The sequence below is a fragment of the Aeromonas sp. Marseille-Q7275 genome (assembly GCF_965119515.1).
Genome location: NZ_CBCPLW010000016.1, coordinates 1 through 23,067 on the forward strand (window position 1 = coordinate 1; position 23,067 = coordinate 23,067).

Annotated in this window: 19 protein-coding genes; 14 read left to right on the forward strand and 5 right to left on the reverse strand. The window is 63.8% G+C overall.

The genetic code is table 11. The features are described from left to right. Positions 1-303: 303 nt before the first annotated feature. A complete protein-coding gene (recN, locus tag ACWPWQ_RS15065; RefSeq protein ID WP_454010154.1) occupies positions 304-1,968 on the reverse strand; it encodes a DNA repair protein RecN in 1,665 nt (554 codons plus the stop codon). Positions 1,969-2,301: 333 nt separating this feature from the next. On the opposite strand from recN, the gene ACWPWQ_RS15070 reads away from it, so the two are divergent. Further along, positions 2,302-3,462: a diguanylate cyclase gene (locus ACWPWQ_RS15070; protein WP_454010155.1), complete on the forward strand. Its 1,161-nt coding sequence runs from the start codon at positions 2,302-2,304 to the stop codon at positions 3,460-3,462. A 39-nt stretch (positions 3,463-3,501) separates the two neighbouring features. Here ACWPWQ_RS15070 and nadK read toward each other — a convergent pair whose 3' ends face one another. Further along, positions 3,502-4,386 carry an NAD(+) kinase gene (gene nadK, locus ACWPWQ_RS15075; RefSeq protein ID WP_005332581.1) on the reverse strand — a complete coding sequence of 295 codons (885 nt, stop codon included), beginning with the start codon at positions 4,384-4,386 and terminating at the stop codon, positions 3,502-3,504. 263 nt (positions 4,387-4,649) lie between these two features. On the opposite strand from nadK, the gene grpE reads away from it, so the two are divergent. From grpE to ACWPWQ_RS15115, 8 genes are all read left to right on the forward strand, one after another. After that, entirely contained in the window at positions 4,650-5,225 is a 576-nt protein-coding gene (gene grpE, locus ACWPWQ_RS15080; RefSeq protein WP_139751143.1) for a nucleotide exchange factor GrpE, read from the forward strand. Between the two features lie 334 nt (positions 5,226-5,559). Then, complete coding sequence (dnaK, locus tag ACWPWQ_RS15085) at positions 5,560-7,485, forward strand: molecular chaperone DnaK (RefSeq protein WP_139436324.1); 1,926 nt, start codon at positions 5,560-5,562, stop codon at positions 7,483-7,485. Between the two features lie 253 nt (positions 7,486-7,738). Continuing rightward, on the forward strand, positions 7,739-8,875 hold the full coding sequence (gene dnaJ / locus ACWPWQ_RS15090) for a molecular chaperone DnaJ (RefSeq protein WP_139436326.1): 1,137 nt from the start codon (positions 7,739-7,741) through the stop codon (positions 8,873-8,875). Between the two features lie 262 nt (positions 8,876-9,137). Next, entirely contained in the window at positions 9,138-10,628 is a 1,491-nt protein-coding gene (locus tag ACWPWQ_RS15095) for a carbohydrate porin (protein WP_454010156.1), read from the forward strand. Positions 10,629-10,782: 154 nt separating this feature from the next. Beyond that, on the forward strand, positions 10,783-11,697 hold the full coding sequence (locus ACWPWQ_RS15100) for an aminoimidazole riboside kinase (RefSeq protein WP_454010207.1): 915 nt from the start codon (positions 10,783-10,785) through the stop codon (positions 11,695-11,697). Positions 11,698-11,779: 82 nt separating this feature from the next. Further along, positions 11,780-13,144, forward strand: coding sequence for a sucrose-specific PTS transporter subunit IIBC (locus ACWPWQ_RS15105; RefSeq protein WP_454010157.1), 1,365 nt, complete (start codon positions 11,780-11,782; stop codon positions 13,142-13,144). After that, entirely contained in the window at positions 13,144-14,559 is a 1,416-nt protein-coding gene (locus tag ACWPWQ_RS15110) for a glycoside hydrolase family 32 protein (RefSeq protein WP_454010158.1), read from the forward strand. The genes ACWPWQ_RS15105 and ACWPWQ_RS15110 overlap by 1 nt, the downstream gene beginning before the upstream one ends. A gap of 27 nt (positions 14,560-14,586) precedes the next feature. Next, on the forward strand, positions 14,587-15,597 hold the full coding sequence (locus ACWPWQ_RS15115; RefSeq protein ID WP_454010159.1) for a substrate-binding domain-containing protein: 1,011 nt from the start codon (positions 14,587-14,589) through the stop codon (positions 15,595-15,597). A 69-nt stretch (positions 15,598-15,666) separates the two neighbouring features. Here ACWPWQ_RS15115 and ACWPWQ_RS15120 read toward each other — a convergent pair whose 3' ends face one another. The 3 genes from ACWPWQ_RS15120 to ACWPWQ_RS15130 all read right to left on the reverse strand — a co-directional run bounded on the left by ACWPWQ_RS15120 (position 15,667) and on the right by ACWPWQ_RS15130 (position 17,535). Next, positions 15,667-16,395, reverse strand: a complete 729-nt coding sequence (locus ACWPWQ_RS15120) for an MgtC/SapB family protein (RefSeq protein WP_139436338.1) — start codon at positions 16,393-16,395, stop codon at positions 15,667-15,669. Between the two features lie 223 nt (positions 16,396-16,618). After that, positions 16,619-16,984: a hypothetical protein gene (locus tag ACWPWQ_RS15125; RefSeq protein WP_247625899.1), complete on the reverse strand. Its 366-nt coding sequence runs from the start codon at positions 16,982-16,984 to the stop codon at positions 16,619-16,621. 365 nt (positions 16,985-17,349) lie between these two features. Continuing rightward, on the reverse strand, positions 17,350-17,535 hold the full coding sequence (locus ACWPWQ_RS15130) for a YgaP family membrane protein (protein ID WP_163154076.1): 186 nt from the start codon (positions 17,533-17,535) through the stop codon (positions 17,350-17,352). Between the two features lie 91 nt (positions 17,536-17,626). Between ACWPWQ_RS15130 and ACWPWQ_RS15135 the strand changes: the two genes are divergently transcribed. The 5 genes from ACWPWQ_RS15135 to ACWPWQ_RS15155 are packed head-to-tail and all read left to right on the forward strand — an operon-like array spanning position 17,627 to position 23,053. After that, the gene (locus ACWPWQ_RS15135) at positions 17,627-17,941 is read left to right on the forward strand and encodes an ArsR/SmtB family transcription factor (protein ID WP_454010160.1); all 315 of its coding nucleotides are present in this window, start codon (positions 17,627-17,629) and stop codon (positions 17,939-17,941) included. Then, a complete protein-coding gene (locus tag ACWPWQ_RS15140) occupies positions 17,941-18,354 on the forward strand; it encodes a YeeE/YedE family protein (RefSeq protein WP_454010161.1) in 414 nt (137 codons plus the stop codon). Before ACWPWQ_RS15135 ends, ACWPWQ_RS15140 begins: the two co-directional genes overlap by 1 nt. A 13-nt stretch (positions 18,355-18,367) precedes the next feature. Beyond that, positions 18,368-18,814 (forward strand): DUF6691 family protein, encoded by a 447-nt coding sequence (locus ACWPWQ_RS15145; RefSeq protein WP_454010162.1) that lies wholly within the window; start codon positions 18,368-18,370, stop codon positions 18,812-18,814. A gap of 41 nt (positions 18,815-18,855) precedes the next feature. Continuing rightward, positions 18,856-19,911, forward strand: a complete 1,056-nt coding sequence (locus ACWPWQ_RS15150) for an efflux RND transporter periplasmic adaptor subunit (protein WP_454010208.1) — start codon at positions 18,856-18,858, stop codon at positions 19,909-19,911. Beyond that, positions 19,904-23,053, forward strand: coding sequence for an efflux RND transporter permease subunit (locus ACWPWQ_RS15155; protein ID WP_454010163.1), 3,150 nt, complete (start codon positions 19,904-19,906; stop codon positions 23,051-23,053). Before ACWPWQ_RS15150 ends, ACWPWQ_RS15155 begins: the two co-directional genes overlap by 8 nt. Positions 23,054-23,067: the final 14 nt, after the last annotated feature.

Here is a 23,067-nt window from a genome sequence, read left to right on the forward strand (position 1 = left end):
TGCTAGTGCCGGTGCCCGCCGCCCCCTGGCAGATTGCCGGGGGCGATGACTCGGAGCCTCGGGCAGATCGTACCTAGGGCCAAGATCCGCCGCGTTGGACAGGCAACCGGGGAGGTTGATCACTACCCCCGTACCGGCCGCTTGGTGGCTCTCCTTCCGGTCAGGTCACCATGAAGGTGGATGACATGCCGTTTAGGGCTGGCCTCGGAAGGTTGATGACTCACTCCCGCTCATGTCGACGAAGGCTGGATGACTCGCCGCCCCAGAGGCGGCGAGCGGCGTCGATGGCTTGCCGCACCGCCCTCAGGAGGCAAGCAGCTCGCGGGCATTGGCCAGGGTGTTGTCGGTGATCTGATCCCCCCCCAGCAGACGGGCCAGCTCGTTGAGGCGGGCCCCCTGGTTGAGCGCCTGCATCTGGGTCTCCGTGGTCTTGCCGTCCGTGTGCTTGCTGACCACCATGTGCTGGTGACCCTTGCCGGCCACCTGGGGCAGGTGAGTGACCACCATCACCTGGGTGGATTCGCCGAGCTGACGCAGCAGGCGGCCCACCACGGCTGCCGTCGGGCCGCTGATCCCCACGTCCACCTCGTCGAAAATCAGGGTGGGGGTGGAGATCTTGCGGGCACTGATCACCACCAGGGCGAGACTGATGCGCGACAGCTCGCCGCCGGAGGCCACCTTGCCCAGCGGCTGTATGGGCTGCCCGGGGTTGGTGGTGACCATGAACTCCACCCGATCGATACCAAGGGGGGAGAGGCTGCTCTGGGCGTCGGGGCGCACCTCGATGGCGAAGCGGCCATCGGGCATCGCCAGTTCGTGCATGCTGGCGGTCACCTGGGTGGCCAGCTCCTGGGCATAGCGCTGACGGCTCTGGCTGAGCACCTCTGCCGCCTGGACAAAGGCCTGACGGGCCTCGGCCAGTTCATCCTCCATCCCCTCCAACCGCTCCTCATCGGAGTGGAGGCGGGCGAGATCGCTGGCCAGATCCTGGTGGAACTGGGCCAGCTCGGCGGGTTTGACGTGGTGCTTGCGGGCCAGGTTGATCGCCTTGGAGAGGCGGGCCTCCAGCTCGTTGAAACGCTCGGGATCCAGCTCCAGCAGATCCAGATAGCTGCGCAGCTCGCTGTGGCTCTCCTGCACACCGATCAGGGCTTCATTCAGCATGTCGAGCACGTTGCCAAGGCGGCTGTCCATGCCGACCAGGGTCTCGGCTCTGTCCACCGCCACCTGCAGCAGGCCGGCTATGGTGGTCTCCTCATTGTCATAGAGCAGGTCGAGGCAATAGCCGCACTCCTGCATCAGCTCGGTGCCGTTGGCGAGACGCTGGTGCTCCTCTTCGATGGCCTCAAACTCCCCGGGTTGCAGGGCGAACTCGTCCAGCTCCTGCACCTGATACTCGATGAGCTGGCGGCGGGCCTCCCGCTGCTGCTGTTCGGCCTTGAGACGGTTGAGCTCGTTCTGCAGCTGACGCCACTGCTGATAGTGCTGGCGCACCTCATCGAGCAGCAGGTGGTGACCGGCATAGCCGTCCAGCAGGGCGAGCTGATAGTCGGGTTTGAGCAGCAGCTGATGCGCGTGCTGGCCGTGAACGTTGACCAGCAACTGACCCAGGCTCTTGAGCTGCACCAGGGGGACGGGGACGCCGTTGATGTAGCTGCGCGAGCGGCCCTCGGCGGAGAGCACCCGCCGAACGATGCACTCACCGTCGTTCTCCAGCTCGTTGGTGGCGAGCCAGGCGCGGGCGGCGGGGTTGCCGTCCAACAGGAAACGGGCACTGACTTCCGTCTTGTCGCTGCCCGGCCGCACCATGCTGGCTTCGGCCCGCTCGCCGAGGCAGAGGCCGAGGGCGTCGATGGCAATGGATTTGCCTGCCCCCGTCTCCCCTGTGATGCAGGTCATGCCGGATTGCAGATCGAGTTCGAGAAACTTGACGATGGCGAAGTTGTTGACGGTCAGCTGGGTCAGCATGGTCTCATCCTGTATGGGTCAACATTACTGTGTATGCATCCAGTATATACTGGTCTTATATACAGTAAAGTGTGTGTGACGGGATTTTTTGCCGGGCAAGGGATGAGGGGCTGTTCGAGGAGGCTGCACTGGGAGAGGCGCTGAGCCGCCATGGCATCCCATGGAGGATATGAGCCTGGGGGCAGTCGCGCGATGAGCCTGTATTCGTTCACCTTTATGGGGTCTTGTCGCGGCGGTGAACTTGTGGAGTCGGGGTAGCTGAGACACACTCGAGACAGGCATGGCTCAGGTTCAAGGGCAGGCCACCGTGCCTCACACCAAGGATGCGTCCAGATGATCCACACCCCGACCCTGCTGTTGATCTCCCTGGCAATCAATCTGATGTCGGCACTGCTCATGTTGTTCATCCACTTCTTGAAGCCGGGTCGGCGCAACTTCCTGTTCTGGTCCCTGTCGGCCTTCCTCTTCTCACTCTCCATCCTGCTGCTCAGTCTGGGAATAGGGAGTGGTCATCCGGCCCTGGGGATCAGGGTCGGTGGCCTGGTCTCCCTCACGAGCATATTGCTGTTGCTGGCCGGCTTTTATGCCCTCTATGGCCGGTCCTGGCGCCCCCGTCCCCTGTGGGGAGGGGTTGTCCTGTTGCTGCTTGCCTATCTGGGGCTGTCGAGCCGCTTCGAGGTGCGCATTGTGCTGGCCCTGATGGAGTCGGTGGTCTACCTCTGGTGTGCTTGTCTCATCGTCTCCCTCAGCCGGCACCAGAAGCGGGTGCTCCATGCCGTTGCTGCCATTTATCTGCTCCATTTCACCATACTGCTGAGCCAGGGGCTGCTGCTCTTGCTGGGGCCTGATAGTCGCATGGGCAACGGAGACGGGCTGCTCGATGGCATCTTCTTCATGCACATGGTGCTGACCATAGGCTCGGTACTGCTGCTGCCCCTGGTGGCCTATGTGGAGGCGGAGCAGGCGCTGCTGGCCCTCTCGGAGCGGGATCCCCTCACCGGGGTGCTCAACCGGCGCGGCCTGTTCAGGCTGGGGGAGCGGGCGTTGCCGGGGCAGATGCGCTGCGTGGTGGTGCTCGACATAGACCATTTCAAGCGCGTCAATGACCGATTTGGCCACGGCTGCGGTGACGAGGTGATCCGCTACGTGGCCAGGGTGCTGGTGGCCGAGGCGCGCAAGGATGATCTGGTGGGGCGCATAGGTGGCGAGGAGTTCGCCCTCATCATGGGAGGGGTGAACGGCCAGATGGCCCATGACATCTGCGACCGGATCCGCCGCCAGATAGAGACGGGCTCCCGTCAGGGAGCCTGCCCGCCGTGCGAGGGGGTGACGGTCAGTGTGGGGGGCGTCTGCGCCTGTGCAGAGACAGGGTTGGCGCACTTGCTGACGAAGGCCGACGAGGCCATGTACAGGGTCAAGGCAGCGGGGAGAAATGGCGTGCATCTGCAGCTCGAACCCGGACCGCTTCGGCTGGTTGAGGGGGGCGAGGGCTAGGCCCTCGCCTTCAGGCTCGCGTCGGCCCGGGCCCGCTTGCTAGAACAGCTTGCTGCCCCAGCCGAGCTTGTTGCGCAGCACGTGGAAGTAGCTGTAATCCAGTGGATGCACCAGGTGCAGCTTGTGCTGGCTCTTCTTGATGAGGATCTCGTCCCCCGGGTGGACCGCCAGAGTCACCTGACCGTCGCAGCTCACCTGCATGGCGTCATCCTGATTGTCGGGGGAGACCAGCAGCCGCACCTCGCTGTCCGCGTCCAGCACGATGGGACGGCTGCTCAGGGTGTGCGGGAACATCGGCACCAGCGTGATGGCGTTGAGCTTGGGGGTGAGGATGGCGCCCCCCGCCGATAGCGAGTAGGCGGTGGAGCCGGTGGGGGTGGCCACTATGATGCCGTCCGAGCGCTGGCTGTACATGAAGCTGCCATCGATATAGACCTCGAACTCGATCATGTGGGCTATCTTGCCCGGGTGCAGCACCGCCTCGTTGACCGCCAGGTTGCTCGACTTGCGCTCGCCGTGGCGATAGACGGCGGCCTCCAGCAGGAAGCGGTGCTCGCTCTTGAAGTGGCCGGAGAGCACCTGCTCCAGGGGCAGCAGGTAGTCCTGGGGCGAGAGATCGGTCAGGAAGCCGAGGTTGCCCCGGTTCACCCCTATCACCGCCACATCGAACCGGGACAGCACCCGGGCGGCCCCTAGCATGTTGCCGTCACCGCCGACGACGATGGCGAGATCCGCCTGCTCGCCGAGCTGCACCAGATCCATCACGTTGTCACCCAGGATCCCCAAGGTCTGGGCGACCCGGCTCTCCAGCAGCACCCGAAAACCGCGGGTACTCAGGTATTGATACAGGCCGCTGAGGGTCTGGTTGGCCCCTTCATGATGGGGCTTGCCGATGAGGGCAACGGTTTTGAACGGAGAATCCATAGGTTATCGGGTCTGGGGAGGTCTTGCGGGGAGTATACCGCGCTTTGCCGGGGATTTGTCTGTCTCCATGCCCCTTGGCGCAATCGGCCCCGAAAAGTGGCAAGCTGGCCGGCTGGCGGCAGGCATTGTGCCTGATATGCCCTTTTCCCCTTGAAAGCCGGGGCTGCGTCCCCATAATAGCGCCAACACAGGGTCCGCTGACGCGTGTCGCTTGTCTGAACGTCAGCAGCCCCTCATAAGCAACCCTGAATATTGGAGATGTCATGAGCCACGAAGAACAAAAGGTTGAAGCGATGGAGCAAGTGGAAGTCCAGCCAGTCGAGCCGACCGATGTAGACAGTGAAGTGACAACCGAGCAGGCCCGCATTGCCGAGCTGGAGGCCCAACTGGAAGCGGCCCAGCAGGCCTCCCTGGAAGAGCGCGAGCGCGCCGTGCGTGCCGTTGCCGAGATGGAAAACCTGCGTCGTCGTGCCGCCCAGGACGTGGAGAAGGCCCACAAGTTCGCGCTGGAGAAGTTCGCCGCCGAGCTCTTGCCGGTGCTGGACAACCTGGAGCGCGCCATCGAGCTGGCCGACAAGGAGAGCGAGGCGCTCAAGCCGATGATCGAAGGGGTCGAGCTGACCCTCAAATCCATGCAGAGCTCGGTGGCCAAGTTTGGCCTGGTCGCCCTGGATCCGCAGAACCAGCCGTTCGACCCCAACGCCCATCAGGCCATGAGCATGATAGAGAACGCCGAGCTGGCGCCCAACACCGTCATCGCCGTGATGCAGAAGGGCTATGAACTCAACGGTCGGGTGATCCGTCCGGCCATGGTGATGGTCTCCAAGGCCCCGGCCTGAGTCCCGTCCCTGTGCTGAGCCCGCCGCTCGGCGGGCTTTTTATTGGTAGCGGCGCCATCAGAATATGCAATGGCGCCATTTGGCAAGCACTCTTGCGCTCAAGTGGCAAGAATGCGCGGTTTTTTAAGGTCAGGGCTTGAAGCGTCGGCTTGAGACCCCATATAGGTGGCAAGGCCACGGCGGCATCTGATTTCAGTGGCATGGAAATTTAGGTGACACGGAAAGAATTTGATGTCGGGTGCTTGAAAGCCACAGTGTCAGGCCCCACCTAGCCGTTAACGTATTTAAGGCGAGCCCCTCGCCAGTTTATTCAAAGTATTTGGAGATTCGTCAAATGGGTAAAATCATCGGTATTGACCTGGGTACTACCAACTCCTGCGTTGCTATTCTGGATGGCGACCATGCTCGCGTGATCGAGAACGCGGAAGGCGACCGTACTACTCCGTCCATCATTGCCTATGCCGATGACGGCGAAATCCTGGTTGGTCAGCCGGCCAAGCGCCAAGCCATCACCAACCCGAAGAACACGCTGTTCGCCATCAAGCGTCTGATTGGCCGTCGTTTCGAAGATGAAGAAGTACAGCGCGATCTGAAGATCATGCCGTACGCCATCGCCAAGGCTGACAACGGTGACGCCTGGGTAGAAGTCAAAGGCAAGAAGATGGCACCGCCGCAGATCTCTGCCGAAGTGCTGAAGAAGATGAAGAAGACCGCCGAGGATTACCTGGGCGAGCCGGTGACCGAAGCCGTCATCACAGTACCGGCCTACTTCAACGACGCCCAGCGTCAGGCCACCAAGGATGCCGGTCGCATCGCCGGTCTGGATGTAAAACGCATCATCAACGAACCGACCGCTGCGGCCTTCGCCTATGGCGTGAACAAGGTCAAGGGCGAGCGCAAGGTTGCCGTGTATGACTTAGGCGGCGGTACCTTCGACATCTCCATCATCGAGATCGACGAAGTGGAAGGCGAAACCACCTTCGAAGTGCTGGCGACCAACGGTAACACCCACCTGGGTGGTGAAGACTTCGACAACCGCGTCATCAACTACCTGGTTGAAGAGTTCAAGCGCGAGCAGGGCATCGACCTGCGCAACGACCAGCTGGCTCTGCAGCGTCTGAAAGATGCCGCCGAGAAGGCCAAGATCGAGCTCTCTTCCGCCCAGCAGACCGACGTGAACCTGCCGTACATCACTGCAGATGCCACAGGTCCGAAGCACATGAACATCAAGGTGACTCGCGCCAAGCTGGAATCCCTGGTGGAAGACATGGTGAAAGACTCCCTGGAGCCGGTCCGTGTCGCCCTGAAAGACTCCGGTCTGGCAGTCGGCGAAATCGACGACGTCATCCTGGTGGGCGGTCAGACCCGTATGCCGCTGGTTCAGAAGACCGTTGCCGACTTCTTTGGCAAAGAGCCGCGCAAAGACGTCAACCCGGACGAAGCCGTGGCCATGGGTGCCGCCATCCAGGGTGCCGTACTGTCCGGTGACAAGACCGACGTACTGCTGCTGGACGTGACCCCGCTGTCGCTGGGTATCGAGACCATGGGCAGCGTGATGACTGCGCTGATCGAGAAGAACACCACCATTCCGACCAAGAAGTCCCAGGTGTTCTCCACTGCCGAAGACAACCAGTCTGCCGTGACCATTCACGTGCTACAGGGTGAGCGCAAGCGCGCCAGCGACAACAAGTCCCTGGGCCAGTTCAACCTGGAAGGCATCCGTCCGGCACCGCGCGGTCTGCCGCAGATCGAAGTGACCTTCGACATCGACGCCAACGGCATCCTGCACGTCTCCGCGAAAGACAAGGAGACCAACAAGGAGCAGAAGATCACCATCCAGGCCTCCTCTGGTCTGTCTGATGAAGAGATCGAACGCATGGTACGCGAGGCGGAAGCCAACGCGGCGGAAGACAAGAAGTTCGAAGAGCTGGTGCAGACCCGCAACCAGGCTGACGGTCTGGTCCACTCGGTACGCAAGCAGGTGACCGAAGCCGGTGAAGCCCTGCCAAGCGATGACAAGGCCAAGATCGAGACTGCACTGTCCGAGCTGGAAGCCGTCATCAAGGGTGACGACAAGGCTGCCATCGAAGCCAAGCAACAGGCCCTGATGGAAGCGTCCCAGAAGCTGATGGAGATTGCCCAGCAGCAGGCTCAGGCGCAAGGCGCCGGTGCCGAGGCCGGTCACTCCTCTTCTTCCGCCAAGGCTGACGACGACGTGGTCGACGCCGAGTTCGAAGAAGTGAAAGACGACAAGAAGTAAGCCCAACCCAGATGGGCAGAGCAGACTCTGCCCATCGGCTCAGAATCTGTTCGCGGTCTGTCGCGAGAGGCCGTCAGCAAGGTAAAGAGCAGCGCAGGAACCGGAGTGTATGTGAATACATGAGGATTCCGAGCAGCACATGAGCCTTGATCACGGCCTCGTAGTAAGAGTGTGAGCAGATTCGTCAATGAATTTACGGGCGTTGGGTAACCAACGCCCGTCTGCATAACGGCTCAAGTAGAACAGGATGAGTATGTCGAAGCGCGATTTCTACGAAGTGCTCGGGGTATCGAAAGGTGCCGACGAGCGCGAGATCAAGAAGGCGTACAAGCGTCTGGCGATGAAGTATCACCCGGATCGCAATCAGGGTGATGCCGCATCGGAAGAGAAGTTCAAAGAGGTCAAGGAAGCCTACGAGGTCCTGACCGACGAGAACCTGCGTGCCCGCTATGACCAGTACGGTCATGCCGGCGTGGATCAGAGCCAGGGCGGCGGCCACGGCGGCTTCGGCGGTGGTGCCGATTTCGGTGACATCTTCGGCGATGTGTTTGGTGACATCTTCGGTGGTCGTGGTGGTGGTCGTCGCGGCCCGGCCCGTGGCTCCGATCTGCGCTACAACATGGAGCTGACCCTGGAAGAGGCGGTGCGCGGGGTCTCCAAGGAGATCAAGATCCCGACCCAGGTCCATTGCGAGGTCTGCAACGGGTCCGGTGCCCACACCGGCAGCCAGGCCCATACCTGCCCGACCTGTCACGGCTCCGGTCAGGTGCAGATGCGCCAGGGCTTCTTCGCGGTGCAGCAGGCCTGCCCCCACTGTCATGGTCGCGGCAAGATCATCAAGGATCCCTGCCGCAAGTGCCATGGCGAGGGTCGCTACCAGAAGACCAAGACACTGTCGGTGAAGATCCCGGCGGGCGTCGACACCGGGGATCGCATCCGCCTCTCCGGCGAAGGGGAAGCGGGGGAGGCCGGCGCACCGGCCGGGGATCTCTACGTACAGGTGCACGTCAAGGAGCACGAGATCTTCGTCCGTGACGGCAACGATCTCTACTGCGAGGTGCCCATCAGCTTCACCGCAGCGGCCCTGGGTGGCGAGATCGAAGTACCGACCCTGGATGGCCGGGTCAAGCTCAAGGTCACGGCGGAAACCCAGACCGGCAAGCTGTTCCGCCTGCGGGGCAAGGGCGTCAAGTCCGTGCGCTCCGGCCAGGTCGGGGATCTGATGTGCAAGGTGGTGATCGAGACCCCGGTCAAGCTGACCGAGACCCAGAAAGATCTGCTGCGCCAGCTGGACGAGTCCTTCAGCGGTGCCGCCGCCAAGACTCACAAGCCGAAATCCGAAGGCTTCTTCGAAGGGGTGAAACGCTTCTTCGACGACCTGACCAAGTAACCGCGACTCGCGTGACCCAAGCCGGCCTTCAGTGCCGGCTTTCTTTTTGCCTGCCATTTGCCCCGGATCCCCCCTATTGAGTGGATCCCGATGAGGGATCCTCCTCACAACTCCCGGCGGTTTTCCCTGTGCAAACGTTACTCTGATCACAAGTGGCTGAAACGGTTTAGCTGGCGTATTGAGTTAGCTAAAGCGGTTTAGCTATCCTCTGCTCGTCCATAACAACAGCGCCCGGACGGGCGGCAGATGACAGGTGAGGAAGATGACGATGTTCAAGAGCAAGTTGGCGCTGGCGGTGGCGCTGGGATTGGGGATGAGCAGCCCGCTGTGGGCGGTGGATGGCGGTATCGAAGCCAGGCTGGCGGCGCTGGAGGCACGGGTGCAGGCGGCAGAGTCCCGCGCCGCCGCCGCCGAAGCGCGGGCAGATGAGGCCCAGAGCAAGGCGAGTGAGGCCAGGGAGACAGCCGTGGTGGCCAAGGCCCAGAGCGAGAAGGTGGACAAGCAGACCGCCGGGGCCCAGGGCTTCGAGTTCCACGGCTACGCCCGCTCCGGCCTTCTGGTCAACGGCAACGGCAACGGTGGGCGCGGCGGCCCCTACATCACCCCGGCCGGCTCTGTGGGCGGGGCCGTGGGTCGCCTTGGCAACGAGGATGACACCTACATGGAGGCCAACCTGCTGAAGACCCAGACCTTCGACGATGGCAGCTGGGCCCGCTACAAGCTGATGCTGGCGGACGGGGTGGAGACCAGCAACGACTGGACCGCCAGCGATTCCAGCCTCAACACCCGCCAGGTGTTTGCCGAGATCGGTGACCTGGCGAGCTTCAGCGGCCCCTTCCAGCACTCGGTGCTCTGGGCGGGCAAGCGCTTCGATCGGGACAACTTCGACATCCACTGGCTCGACTCCGACGTGGTCTTCCTGGCCGGGACCGGCGGCGGCGTCTACGACGTGCAGCTGGCCGACAGCTGGAAGGCGAACTTCTCCCTCTACGGGCGCGACTACGGCGACATCAGCGCCAGCGGCCTGTCGGACATAGAGAGCTACATCCTCACCATGAACAACAGGTTCGGCAACTGGCAGTGGATGCTGAACGGCCTCTCGGCCAAGGACAACGAGGCGCGCATCAACGACGGCGGCGTTGGCAGCGAGGCGGCGGACAAGGGGGCGCACACCCTGGTGGCCTACCACGCGGACAGCTTCTTTGGCATCAACCCCGGCTTCTCCAAGGCCGCCGTGCTCTACGGCCATGGCCTGGGGGCCGAGCTCAAGGGACTGGGCTCCGACAGCGAGCTGCTGCCGGATGCCGACGCGGTGCGGGTCGCCGTGTTTGGCGCCACCGATCTCAACCCGCGCTGGCGTGTCGCCCCGGCCCTGCTGGCGGAGCAGAGCCAGGATCGCTACGTGAAAGGGGATGAATACCAGTGGCTGACCCTCAACACCCGGGTGGCCCAGGTGCTGAGCCAGAACGTGGAACTGGTCTACGAGGCCGCCTGGCAGTACATGGACTTGGATCCCCAGGGCTACAAGGGGCGTCAGGCGGTGAGCGGCAACTTCACCAAGCTCACCTTCGCCCCCACCTTCAAGGCGCAGACCGCCGGCTTCTTCGAGCGGCCCGAACTGCGGGTATTCGCCACCTGGATGGACTGGTCCTCCGAGCTCGACAACTACGCCAGCACAGATGCCATGGGCCAGAGCGATTTCACCGCCGGTGGCGAGTGGAACTTTGGCGTGCAGATGGAAACCTGGTTCTAGTTCGTTATCCCGATCACAAAAATGGCAGCAGGTGCCGGGATCTGTTGGTTGGCTAAAACGGTTTAGCTGATAATGCGGACCAAGAGATCAGGGCCCGGCTCTGGCAAATCCTGTGCAGCAGTGGAGTAGCAAGGTGGGGAATCGTGTGTGGGTAATGGGGGATGCGGTGGTGGACTTGATCCCGGAAGGGAAGGAGCACTACCTCAAGTGTCCGGGCGGTGCGCCCGCCAACGTGGCGGTGGGCGTTGCCCGGCTCGGCGGTGAATCGGCCTTTATCGGCCGGGTCGGCGCGGATCCCTTCGGTCGCTTTATGGCCGAAACCCTGACAAGGGAGGGCGTCGACATTCGCCACCTGAACCAGGATCCGGCCCATCGCACCAGCACAGTGCTGGTGGAACTGGATGAAGAGGGGGAGCGCAGCTTCACCTTTATGGTGCGCCCCAGTGCCGATCAGTTCCTGAGCCCCGCCGATCTGCCGGTCTTCCAGGCCGGGCAGTGGCTGCTCACCTGCTCCATCGCGCTCGCCAATGAACCGGTGCGCGGCAGCTGCCTGCAGGCCATGGCGACCATCAAGGCGGCCGGGGGGCGGGTCTGCTTCGACCCGAACCTGAGGCCCGAGGTGTGGGGCAACCCGGCCGAGATGCTGCCGCTGGTACGTCAGGCCATTGGGCAGGCGGATGTGGTCAAGCTCTCGGTGGAGGAGCTGCAACTGCTGAGCGGCCTGGACGATCTCGCCGCGGGGCTTGCTACCATAGCGGGGCCGGCGCTGGTGCTGGTGACCCGGGGGGCTGCCGGTGTGGTGGCCCGTTTGGGTGGCGAGCGGCTGGAGTGGGTGGGGCCCAAAGTGACGCCCATCGACACCACGGGGGCGGGGGATGCCTTCGTCGCCGGTCTCCTGGCGGCGCTGGCCGGGCGCTCCTCGCTGCCGACGCTGGCCGAGCTGCCCGCCATCCTGGCCCAGGCCCACGGCTGCGGGGCGCTCGCCACCACCGCCAAGGGGGCCATGACGGCGCTGCCGACCCGCACCCAGCTGGATGAATTTTTGCGATCGGGCGCAAGCGGCCGTTGATCTGCGGCTAGAAGCCCGGGTCGACAGCCCCTACTCTCATGTGACAAGGGCCCGCCAGCTGGCGGGTCATAAGAGGAAGATTATGAATATCAGTGCGATAGCCAAGGATCTGGTGCCCCTGCTCGGGGGCAAGGAGAACATCGTCAGCGCCGCCCACTGCGCCACCCGGCTGCGGCTGGTGCTGGCGGACGACAACAAGGTGAACAAGGCCGCCATCGACAAGCTGGACGGGGTCAAGGGGTGCTTCAGCAACGCGGGCCAAATTCAGGTCATTTTCGGCACCGGCCTGGTCAACAAGGTCTATGCGGAGTTCGTGGCGCTGACCGGCACAGGCACCGCCAGCAAGGCGGAGCTGACCGACATGGCGACGGCCAAGCTCAATGTGGCCCAGCGCCTGGCGCGGACCCTCTCCAACATCTTCGTGCCCATCATTCCGGCCATAGTCGCGTCCGGCCTGCTGATGGGGCTGCTCGGCATGGTGCGCACCTACGGCTGGGTCAATGCCGACAGCGCGCTGTTCGTGATGCTCGACATGTTCAGCTCGGCGGCCTTTATCATTTTGCCGATCCTGATCGGCTTCACGGCGGCGCGGGAGTTTGGCGGCAACCCCTACCTCGGGGCGACCCTCGGGGGCATTCTCACCCACCCGGCGCTGACCAACGCCTGGGGCGTGGCCGGTGGCTTCAAGACCATGGACTTCTTCGGGCTGGATGTCGCCATGATCGGCTATCAGGGCACCGTCTTCCCGGTGCTGCTGGCGGTCTGGTTCATGTCCCACCTGGAGAAACAGCTGAGAAGGCGCATTCCGGACGCCCTGGATCTCATCCTCACCCCCTTCTTGACCGTTATCATCACCGGCTTCGTGGCGCTGCTGTTTATCGGCCCGGCGGGTCGGGTGCTGGGGGATGGCATCTCGTTCGGCCTGAGCGCCCTCTATGAGCAGGCAGGCTGGCTGGCGGGTCTGGTGTTTGGCGGCACCTATTCGCTTATCGTCATCACCGGCATCCACCACAGCTTCCACGCCATCGAGGCGGGGCTGCTGACCAACCCGCAGATCGGGGTCAACTTCCTGCTGCCCATCTGGGCCATGGCCAACGTGGCCCAGGGTGGTGCTTGTCTGGCGGTCTACTTCAAGACCCGGGATGTGAAGATCAAGGCGATTACGGTGCCAGCCGCCATGTCCTGCCTGCTCGGCATCACGGAGGCGGCGATCTTTGGCGTCAATCTGCGCTACATCAAGCCCTTCCTGGCCGGTCTGTTCGGCGGTGCCTGCGGCGGCGCCTACGTGGTGGCGGCCAAGGTGGGGATGACGGCGGTGGGGCTGACCGGGATCCCGGGCATGGCCATCGTCCAGCCCATGAGCCTCATCCACTATGTCATCGGGCTGGTGATCGCCTTCGGTGCCGCCTTCGCCGCCTCCTACCTGCTCAAGTACAAGGTGGAGTGATGAAGGACGCCTATCTCCTCAACCAGGTTGTCCGGTCCCTGCTGGCCGGACAGCTCAAGGCGGCGGCCGATCCCCATCGGCCCCGCTGGCACCTGGCAGCCCCGGTGGGGCTGCTCAACGACCCGAACGGCTTTATCGAACACGGCGGGCGCTACCACCTCTTCTACCAGTGGAACCCGCTCGGCTGCGAGCATCGCAACAAGGGCTGGGGGCACGTCACCTCCACCGATCTGCTGCACTGGCAGCACGAGCCGGTGGCGCTCCTGCCCACCGAGGCCTATGAGAGCCACGGCTGCTATTCGGGCTCGGCGGTGAGCGACGAGCAGGGGCGCCTGACCCTCGTCTACACCGGCAACGTCAAATACCCGGATGGCAGCCGCACCGCCTATCAGTGTCTGGCCCGCGCCGATGGTGAGGGCGGTTTTGCCAAGCTGGGCCCCGTGCTGGATCTGCCCCAAGGCTACAGCGGCCATGTGCGAGACCCCAAGGTGTGGCACGACGGCCAGCAGTGGCTGATGGTGCTGGGAGCCCGCACCCTGGATGACAAGGGGGAAGTGCTGCTCTATCGCGGCGACGCGCTAGATGCCTGGACGCTGGTGGGCCCTATCGCCGGCAGCGGGCGCGGGGGGCTGGGGGACTTTGGCTATATGTGGGAGTGTCCGGATCTCTTCCCGATAGGGGACCGCCATGTGCTGATCTGCTGCCCACAGGGGATTGCCCCGGTGGGGGACGATTATCGCAATCTCTACCAGTGCGGCTGGCTGGCGGGCGCCTTCGACGGCGAGCGTTTCGTTCACGGCGCCTTCCACGAGCTGGACCGGGGCTTCGAATTCTATGCACCGCAAACCACCCAGGACCGCCAGGGGCGGCGCCTCTTGTTCGGCTGGCTGGGATTGCCGGAGGAGAACGAGATGAGCCAGCCCACCATCCCCTATGGCTGGCTGCACCAGATGAGCTGCCCGCGGGAGCTGTTCTGGCAGGATGAGTGGCTCTGCCAGCGCCCGGTGGCGGAGCTGGCGGCATTGAAGGGGGAGCAGACCCGCTTCGAGGGGGCTGTGGACGAGCTGCCTGGCCTTGCCATCGATTCGGCCTGGCTCGAACTGGATCTGTGCGGGGAGGGGAGCCTCTGGTTCGGCACCCTGGTCGAGCTGCGCTGGCAGCCGGGGCATCTCATCTTGCGCCGCCAGAACTGGCAGAGCGGGGCCTGGGAGGAGCGATGCTGCCCCTGGCTTGGAGGCAAGATCACCGTCCTGTGCGACAGATCCAGCCTGGAGTGTTTCGTGGACGGCGGCCGCCAGACCCTGTCTACCCGCTACTTCCCCGGTGAAAACCCAGTACTTTCCGCACGTTGCGATGGTGATGGCAGCAAAATTTGCTTCGATCACTGGCCGCTGGCGGCCTGCCTAGTACAATAGCCCGGTCTCAGTGTGCCGGGAGGTCAGGTGGAGAAGAAGAAACGGATCACGATTGCCCAGATAGCCGAGCTCGCGGGGGTCTCCAAGGCCACCGCCAGTCTGGTGCTCAACGGCAAGAGTGCGGAGTACAGGATTGCCGACGATACCCGCAAGCGGATCCAGGCGGTGGCGGACGAGTGCCACTACCAGCCGAGCTTTCATGCCCGCTCCCTGCGCGAGAGCCGCAGCTACACCTGGGGGCTGGTGATCCCCGATCTCACCAACTTCGGGTTTGCCAGCATAGCGCGCGCCCTCGAGGCCCACTGCCGGGAGGCGGGGATCCAGCTGCTGATCGCCTGTTCAGAAGATGATCCCACCCTGGAGCAGCGGGTGGTGGACAACCTCATCAGCCGCCAGGTGGACGGCCTCATCGTCGCCTCCAGCGGCCACAGCGACGACATCTATGCCCGCATTCACGACCGCCTGCCGGTGGTGCAGCTCGACCGCCACATCGGCGAGTCGCGCCTGCCCATGGTGATCTCGGACGCCTGCAAGGCCACCGCCGAGCTGGTGCGGGACATGGCGATCGAGTGCGACGCCGAGATCTACTACTTCGGCGGCCTGCTGGATCTCTCCCCAAGCCGCCACCGGCTGGCGGGCTATGAGCTGGGTCTGCACCGCGCCGGGCTGGAGGCGGATCCCGCCCGGGTGCGCCATCGCGACTATCAGCCGAGCTCGGGTTATCAGCTGATGGCGGAGCTGGTGGCCGAGCTGGAGGCGCCGCCCCGCGGGCTCTTCACCGCCTCCTTCACCCTGCTGGAAGGGGTGCTGCGCTACCTCAACGAGGCGGGGCTGATGGAGACAGGCATGCGCCTGTGCACCTTCGACGATCACGATCTGCTCGACTGCATTCCCATGCGCATCGACTCCGTGGCGCAGGATTGTCCGGCCCTGGCCCGAGCCGCCTTCGAGCTGATGCAGCAGTTGATTGCGGGCACGCCGCCTGCGCAGACCGCCCAGGTGATCCCCCCCAGGGTGCGCTGGCGCAGTCGCCGCTAGTCATCCATCAGGTCTCATATGAAAAAGCCCCGCCATTGCTGGCGGGGCTTTTTGCTGTGGGCTGCGGGCTCAGTCCGTGGTGCTGGCGCGCCAGAAGATCTGCTTGATGCGGGGATGTTCCCCCAAGGTCTTCATCAGGGCGTCCAGCTCGTCGCCATCGATGGAGGTGGCGAGCAGCACGGCCGAGATCTCGATGTCCTGCTCCCCGAAGGGCTCTATATCCAGCTCGCTCAGGGGGTAGTTGGCCTGCTCCAGCTTCTGCTCCAGCCAGGGCAGCACCTCTTTCTGGTGAGTGCGGCGGATGAGCGCCGTGACGCGGTAGGTCACCTCGGTGTCGGTATTGTCCACCGGATGACGGTTGATCTGATTGACCAGGGGGCGCAGCAGGGTGTTGGCTGCCAGCACGAACAGGGCGCCGAGGATGGCCTCCATGGCGAAGCCGGCGCCGCTGGCCGCCCCCACCGCCGCCACGCCCCAGAGGGTGGCGGCTGTGTTGATGCCGCGGATGTTGCCCGATTCGCGCATGATGACACCGGCGCCGAGAAAGCCGATGCCGGAGACGATATAGGCCACCACGTGCACCACCCCATAGCTGCCGCCGTGCAGGTCATAGATGCGCTGGGCCAGGTTGACAAACAGGGCCGCCCCCACGGCGACCAGCACGTTGGTGCGAAGGCCGGCGGTGCGCTGGCGGTACTGGCGCTCCAGCCCGACCAGGCTGCCGAGCACGAATGCGAGCAGCAGGCTGGCCAGGGTGTCGATCAGGGCAAGCAGATCAAATTGTTGCCACATTCTCATGGGGTACTCCTTCTGATGAGCGATGGCTGCACGCAATCCATGATGAAACGCCGCACAAGAGGGCGGAAGAGCCCGGCGATGATTGCGCTGCTGGCCAGCAAAAAATGAAACACGGCGTGCGGGGCGTCCCCTGTGCATCCCCATAGGGCAGAGAGCGCGCCCCAGAGTTCAGGGGGCCAGCATGGCCAGCCCCCTGAACTCTGGTTAACACAGTATGGTGTTGTCAGGTGCGCCCGGGATCGCCACCGCGAGGGCGCAGTTCCCAGCGAACCGGGTGGGCTGCCCCGACCTGATGGACAAACTGCACCAGATAGCGGCGCTGGGGCGGGGTGCACTGGAGGTTGAGTACCAGCTCACGCCCGCCGCTGCGGCCCGGTGTCATGGACTGCATTGGGTGCAGCCCGGCCGGCTGCAGGGTGTGGTTCACCATCTCCAGCACCTGCTCCAGATCGGCGCGATCCTCGCAGCGGATCTGCAGCCGGTAGTGGTGCTGGCGCCGTTTGCCCCGCAGCCAGCGCGGCAACATGCCAAGGCCCAGCTTGTTCAGCAGGGGGTGAGTCGATACAGACTGGGTTGATATCAAACGCATAGCAGCCTCCTTGTGGGAAGCAGAAACTATGCAGGCAAGGCGCCCATGGCCATTGGCCAGGAGTCACCCGACGTCAAGTGTATAAAGAGAAGAGGGGAGTGGATTTCCGCTTCTCGCAGGGCTGCGAGTTGCGGCAGAGGGACTCTGCGGCTAGCTCGCGACCAGGGTGCCGACGACAGGAGTCGGCGTGGATCTGTCACTTGATGAGTTGCCCACCGACGGTCTCCGCTATTGATTAGAGGCGACATGGTAGCCGATACGGCTGCCGGGGTAAACCCTGGGCCCCCGGCAGCAACATATTGAAACAAAATGAGGTTTTCCCATGAGGGAGCCAGAGCTCCCTCGTTTTTAGCGTCCGGTCTGGGCTATTTCATGCCCAGGCGCCTCAGGATCATGGCGGCGGGGCAGAAGCCGGTGAACGCACTCTGGATCAGGTTGACCCCGACAAAGACGCTCAGCCAGACGAAGCCCGGGTGGACCCAGGCGGTGAGCAGCAGCGACAGCAGCAAGATGCAGCCCGCGACCACTCTGACTCCGTTATCGACTGTCATGTCTCTCTCCTTGCTCTGGTTATTTAGTAGTTGCTAATTTAGTGTTGATTTATACAATAGACCAAATATCAGCAATTGCTAATTTATGCTTATGAGCCCATTCGACGAGATGAACAGACACGCGACGGCCGCCGCCTCCCTGCTCAAGGCGTTGGCTCATCCCGAACGCCTGATGGTGCTCTGCCAGCTGGTGGAGGGGGAGAAGGGGGTCGGGGAGCTGCTGGCCCACAGCCAACTCGGGCAGTCGGCCTTCTCCCAGCAACTTTCGGTATTGAAGCGCCAGGGCCTTATCCGCTCGCGCAAGGTCTCCCAGCAGATCTACTACTCGCTGGTGAGCGAGGCGGCCGCCGATGTGCTGGCGGCGCTGCAAACCCATTTTTGTCACTCAGAAAATAAGGAATCTTGATGATGGAAAGCCAATGGCTGCTCTCTTTGGGCGGCGGCATGCTGGTGGGGCTGTCGGCCCTGATCCTGATGTTGTTCAACGGCCGGGTTGCCGGGATCAGCGGCATTCTGGCCGGTGCGCTGCAACACCGGGCGCGCTGGCAGGTGCTGTTTCTGCTGGGGCTGGGCGCAGGCGCCTGGTTGGCGCTGACCCTGGGTTGGGCCAGCATGCCAGCCTTTACCACCCTGCCCGGTTGGCCGCTGGTGCTGCTAGCCGGTCTGCTGGTGGGCATCGGTACCCGCCTTGGCAATGGCTGCACCAGCGGCCACGGCATCTGCGGCATGGGGCGGCTCTCCCTGCGCTCCATCGTCGCCACCCTGACCTTTATGGCGGCCGGTGTCATCACCGTCTTTCTGACCCACCACCTCTTCTGACAGGTTGATTGCCATGAGATTGCTGACAAGTTTGCTCGCGGGTTTGCTGTTTGGGATGGGGATGGCCATCTCCGGCATGGTGGACCCGGCCCGGGTCATCGCCTTTCTCGATCTGGCGGGGGCCTGGGATCCCAGCCTCGCCTTCGTGATGGGGGGCGCCCTGCTGGTCTTTATGCCGGGTTACTTCCTGCTGGTGAAACCCCGCCGCCTGAGTCTGCTGGGGGAGCCCATCGTCGCCGTCCCCCCCCCCAGGCTGGATCGCCGCCTGATCGGCGGGGCCGCGCTGTTTGGCATCGGCTGGGGGCTGGCGGGCATCTGCCCTGGGCCAGCCTTGAGTCTGATTTCCAGCGGGCAGCCCATGATAATGTTGTTTATAGCGGCCATGGTGGCCGGGATCTTGCTGGTCGACCGGGTGCTGGTTCACGCACGGAACAAGGCTCGCCAGCCCCATACCACCTGATCCCGTGAAGTGACTGATGACGCCAGGGAAGGAGAGTGATGATGGAAAAGATCCGGTTGCTGGGGATCACCTTGCTGGTGATGACATCGCAGGCCATGACATCCACCCAGGCCCTGGCCGCAGCAGGGGAGCCGGTGGCCCCGCAGACAGAGCCCTTGTTAACAGTGGCGCCACAGCCGGTGACCGACTGGCTGACCCTGGATGGTACCGTCAGCGCCATCCATCAGGGAACTGTGGCGGCCCAGACCAGCGGCCGGGTCTCCCGCATGCTGGTGGATGTGAACGATGAGGTGGTGGCGGGGCAACCGTTGCTGGAGATCAGCGGCAAAGAGCAGTTTGCCGCCGTCACGGGGGCCGAGGCGCGGCTGGCCCGGGCGCAGGCCCAGCAGGTGGAGGCAGAGCGCCAGCTCGCCCGTTTTCAGGCGCTGATTGCCAAGGGGGTGATCACCCGTGCCCAGCTTGATAATGCCGAGGCCTCCGATCGCGCCGCCCGCGCCGAGGTGAATGCGGCCGATGCGGCCCTCACTCAGGCCCGCGAGGCCTACGGTTATACCCGCATTCTGGCCCCCTACGCCGGTGTGGTGACCAAGAGGCTGGTGGAGCTGGGGGAGACGGTGGCCCCCGGTACGCCGCTGCTCTCCGGCTTCTCCCTTGACGAATTGCGAGTGGAGGTGGAATTGCCCCAATCCGCGCTCGCCCTCGCCGGTCAACCTGCGGATGTGCAGGTGCTGCTGCCCGATGGCAAGACCGTTACCCCTGCCAAACTGACCCGCTTCAACTATGCCGACAGCCAGAGCCACGCCTTCAGGTTGCGCCTCGACCTGCCGCCGCAAACTGCCGGGGTATTGCCCGGCATGTGGCTCAAGGTGCAGCTCAAACAGGGTGAGCGTCAGGTGTTGCAGGTGCCGGATCGCGCCCTGCTGCGGCAAGGGGAGTTCAACGGCGTCTATCTGCAGCAGCCCGCTGGCTGGGTCCTGACGCCGGTGAGGGTTGGCCACTGCTTGGCGGGGCAGTGCGAGATCCTGGCCGGGCTGCAAGCCGGTGACAAGCTGGCCCCCGATGCCTGGGCGCTGCAGCAGGAGGTGGCCCATGAGTAGCGAGCTGAACGGCAACAAGGAGAGGCTGGGGCCTGCCGGTCGGCTGGCTGCGCTGTTTCAGGGCTCGACCATCACCCCGCTGTTGGCGCTGGTGGGGCTGTTGCTCGGCCTGTTTGCTGTACTGGTGACCCCCAAGGAGGAGGAGCCGCAGATCGATGTCACCTTCGCCGATGTCTACATTCCCTTCCCGGGGGCCACGCCGGCGGAGGTGGAGTCCCTCGTCACCACTCCTGCCGAGCAGGTGGTCTCCCAGATAAAGGGAATTGATACCCTCTACTCCTTCTCCCAACCCGATGGCGCCTTGCTGGTGGTGGTGTTCAAGGTGGGGGTGAGCCGCGAGCAGGCCATCGTCGATCTCAACAACCAGCTCGACTCCCACCGCGACTGGCTGCCACAGGGGATCGGAGTCGGTCAGCCGCTGGTGAAACCCCGGGGGATCGATGATGTCCCCATCGTCAGCCTCACGCTCTGGAGCAAGCAACTGGGCGCCCCCGAGCTGACCCGGGTTGCCCATGAGCTGGAGACCGAGCTCAAGCGACTGCCCGGCACCCGCGATATCTACAGCCTGGGAAGCCAGCGTGCCGTGCTGCGGGTGATGCCGGATCCGGCGGCCTTGAGCGCCCATGGCATCAGCTGGAGCGAGCTGAACCAGCGGCTTGCCGTCGCCAATCAGGTGGGTAGCGAGCAGGCCGTGGTGCAGGACAACCGGGAGATCAAGGTGCAAGTGGGGCAGTTCCTGCAAAGCGAGCAGGAGGCCCGCGAGCTGGTGGTGGGGCTGCATGACGGCAAGCCAGTCTACCTCGGTGATGTGGCTAGTGTGTCGCTGGGGGAGGAGACCCCGGTACAGCGCAGCTGGATGGGGCAGGGGGAGCAGAGCTATCCGGCGGTGACGCTGGCCATCGGCAAGCAGCCGGGCCAGAACGCGGTGGAGGTGGCCAAGCGGGTGGAGGCGCGGGTCGAGAGTTTGCAGAACCGGCTCATCCCGGCTGGGGTCGAGGTAACGGTGACCCGGGACTACGGCGTCACCGCCGAGACCAAATCCAACACCCTCATCGGCAAGCTGATTTTTGCCACCACGGCGGTAGTTTTGCTGGTACTGGTAAGCATGGGCTGGCGCGAGGCGCTGGTGGTGGGCGTTGCCATCGTCATCACCCTGGCACTGACCCTGTTTGCCAGCTGGGCCTGGGGCTTTACCCTCAACCGGGTGTCGCTGTTTGCGCTGATCTTCTCCATCGGCATTCTGGTGGATGACGCCATAGTCGTGGTGGAGAACATCCACCGCCATCGCAGCCTGGGCAAGGGGGCGCTCAAGGCGCTTATTCCGGGGGCAGTGGACGAGGTGGGGGGGCCGACCATACTGGCGACCCTGACCGTGATCGCGGCCCTGCTGCCGATGGCCTTTGTCAGTGGCCTGATGGGCCCCTACATGAGCCCCATCCCCATCAATGCCAGCATGGGAATGCTTATCTCCCTGCTGGTGGCCTTTATCTTCTCCCCCTGGCTGGCGAACCATTTGCTTAAGGGGAACGTACATGCTGCTCATGGCGAGGCCAAGACTGGCCTTTTTCATCGGCTGATGACCCCTTTCCTGATCGGTGACGGTGCCAAGCGCGCCAGACGCAAACTCTGGCTGGCGGTGTTGCTGCTGGTCGGGGCGGCTACCGCCATGCCGGTGGTGCAGTGGGTGGTGCTCAAGATGCTCCCCTTCGACAACAAGTCGGAATTCCAGCTGGTGCTCGATATGCCGGAGGGGGCGACCCTGGAGCAGACCGAGCGCACCCTGCTGACGGTCGGGCGGGAACTGGCCAAGGTGCCCGAGGTGAAGGATTACCAGGTCTACGCCGGCACCGCCGCCCCCATCAACTTCAACGGGCTGGTGCGCCACTACTTCATCCGCAGCGGCGCCAACGTGGGGGATATTCAGGTCAATCTGGTGGACAAGCATGAGCGCCATCGCAGCAGCCACCAGATTGCCCAGTCGGTACGGGCGCCGCTGCAGGCCATCGCCAGTGCGGCAGGGGGCAACCTGAAAGTCGTTGAGGTGCCGCCCGGCCCGCCGGTCTGGTCACCCATAGTTGCCGAAATCTATGGCCCGACGCCTGCTGCCCGCGAAGCGACGGCGCGCGCCGTACAGGCCCGCTTAGTGGCCACCGAGGATTTGGTGGACGTGGATATCTATCTGACCGACCCGCAGCCCAAGTGGCGGCTGGTGGTGGATCGCAGCAAGGCGGCCCTGCTCGGGGTCGATCTCGGCGACCTTGTGAACACCCTCAATGGCGGGGTGGGTTATCAGGATGCCAGCTGGCTGCAGGGGCACGGCGCCAAGTATCCGGTGCCGATCCGCATCGAACTGGCCCCCGGTGACAAACGGGATCTGGCGGGCGTACTGGCCCTCAAGGTGCGCAGCCAGAGCGGCCAGTTGGTGCGGGTCTCCGAGCTGGTGAGTCGCCGTGATGAGGTGGCCCCCAGCTATATCATGCACAAGAACATGCAGCCCATGGTGATGGTGGTGGCCGACATGGGAGGCCACACCGACAGCCCGCTCTACGGCATGTTTGCCGCCGGTGCCGACATCGACCTGCCCCAGTATTACGTACAGCAGCCCGATAAATTGGGAGAGGTGGCGCTGTTGTGGGACGGGGAGTGGAAGATTACCTACGAGACCTTCCGCGACATGGGGATCGCCTACGGGGTGGGGATGATCCTCATCTACCTGCTGGTGGTGGCCCAGTTCCGCTCCTATCTGGTGCCGCTCATCATCATGGCTCCCATTCCGCTCACCCTCATCGGGGTGATGCCGGGCCACGCCCTGCTGGGGGCTCAGTTTACCGCCACCTCGATGATCGGGATGATCGCCCTGGCCGGGATCATCGTACGCAACAGCATCCTGCTGGTGGACTTTATCGAGCAGCAGCGCAGCGTCGGGGTGGCGTTCGAGCAGGCGGTGATCGAAGCGGCGCAGGTGCGGGTCAAACCCATCATGCTGACGGCGTTGGCGGCGATGATCGGGGCCCTGTTTATCCTCGATGATCCCATCTTCAACGGACTGGCCATCAGCCTGATTTTCGGGATCCTGGTCTCCACTTTGCTCACCCTGGTGGTGATACCCTTGCTCTATTATGCCCTGCTCTCCCGACGCTGATGACGGGAGGCACT